Here is a 1,477-nt window from a genome sequence, read left to right on the forward strand (position 1 = left end):
AAAATTGATTTATTCACCGCTGAACAGTTGATGTCTCAACCTGAATTACTCTGTCAATATGATGGACTAATTTGGGGTACTCCAACCTATCTCGGTGGTGTCTCTGGCACTTTTAAACAACTCATGGATGCCACAGGTCCATTATGGAAGAAGCAGGCTTTTAAAGGAAAATTAGCCGCAGGATTTACTGTTTCCTCATTACCTGCTGGGGATAAGCAATCGACCCTGATTTCGCTTTTCACCTTTTCGATGCAACACGGTATGGTATGGGTCGGCAACCCTATTTTACCTGAGCAACATCAAGGTGTTCCGTATACGCAAGCAGCCAATCGTCTCGGCTCATGGTCTGGTCTTATGGCACAAGCCGAACATGCCAGTGCGGCAGATGCTTTTGATATTGGCGATATTAAAACCGCTCAGTTATTTGGACAAAACTTTGCATTTCGCTTAAATGCATATCAAGGAACATGATCAAATGAAAGAGTCTAGTCTTTAATTTCCATATGTTTTTTAATCTCGGGCATTACTACATTAAAAACATTAGGTGTTATCAATAGTTTCTTTTCTATGTGAATGTCAGCATGGATTAGGAATATCTCTTATGAAGAAGATCCTGTCAGGATGATGGGTTTTCTTTATTTATCTTACAAATTCTGAAAATATCTATACGTTGCCATCATTCTTATCTTTTTTGCAGCATTTATCGCTGGAGAATGAATAACCCTCATATCCATTAAATACACATCCCCTTGTACGCCAGTTAATTCAATGATCTCTAATTTTTTATTCTGAAAATCAAAAGGCTGATTTAATATTTTCGTACTCAATAAATGATTCAGCTGACTTGAAGAAGATCGTTCAGTTAAATGATGTGAACCTTTCAAAACTAGAGTTCCACCACCATGAGGTTGAATATCATCAATGATTAAAAAAAATTGCAGTGACTCAAAAGCTGTTGAATGTGAATCGACATGCCATTTTAAATCATTCAGTGTCCATTTTTCCTGTTGAGGTAATGTCAGTAGAAGTTGCTGTTTCTGATCAGAGTAAAACTTTTTAGCAAAAATTTTGAATACAACTTCACCCAAAATATCTGAATATTTTTCTAAAGTTTTTGGCTGTTTAACTGTTCTGGACAACATGACAATCTGTTGAAAATGACTCAATTTTTTCAATTCTTTAGAGATTATTTTATTATTTTCATAAATTTTTAAACGTTTCAGTTCTTCAACCAAACTCTCTTTGATTAAATTTACTTCTTTTTTATCAATAAACTGAGATAGCTTAACAATTCCATCAACACTTAAGTCAGTTTTAATTTGTTTTAACTTTATTTGATCCAAATCGGCTCCATTATGATTCATTTTAAAAATTTCCAATCCCTAAGATTCAATCAGCTCTACTTAGGCAATAGCCTTAATAAACCAGCATTTTTTCCATCTTCCAACACCCAAATCGAGCCATTATATGCAGTATG

2 protein-coding genes are annotated in these 1,477 nt (G+C 34.7%); one reads left to right on the forward strand and one right to left on the reverse strand.

The window, feature by feature from the left end; all coding sequences use genetic code 11:
• The coding region (locus FTV34_RS17430) for a flavodoxin family protein (RefSeq protein WP_179991815.1) at window positions 1-471 on the forward strand (471 nt) is incomplete at its 5' end.
• A 173-nt stretch (window positions 472-644) separates the two neighbouring features.
• On the opposite strand, the gene FTV34_RS17435 is transcribed toward FTV34_RS17430, so the two are convergent.
• Complete coding sequence (locus FTV34_RS17435) at window positions 645-1,364, reverse strand: phytanoyl-CoA dioxygenase family protein (protein ID WP_087554354.1); 720 nt, start codon at window positions 1,362-1,364, stop codon at window positions 645-647.
• Window positions 1,365-1,477: the final 113 nt, after the last annotated feature.

This window comes from Acinetobacter sp. YH16038, from assembly GCF_013417275.1.
In the GTDB taxonomy this organism is placed as follows: domain Bacteria; phylum Pseudomonadota; class Gammaproteobacteria; order Pseudomonadales; family Moraxellaceae; genus Acinetobacter.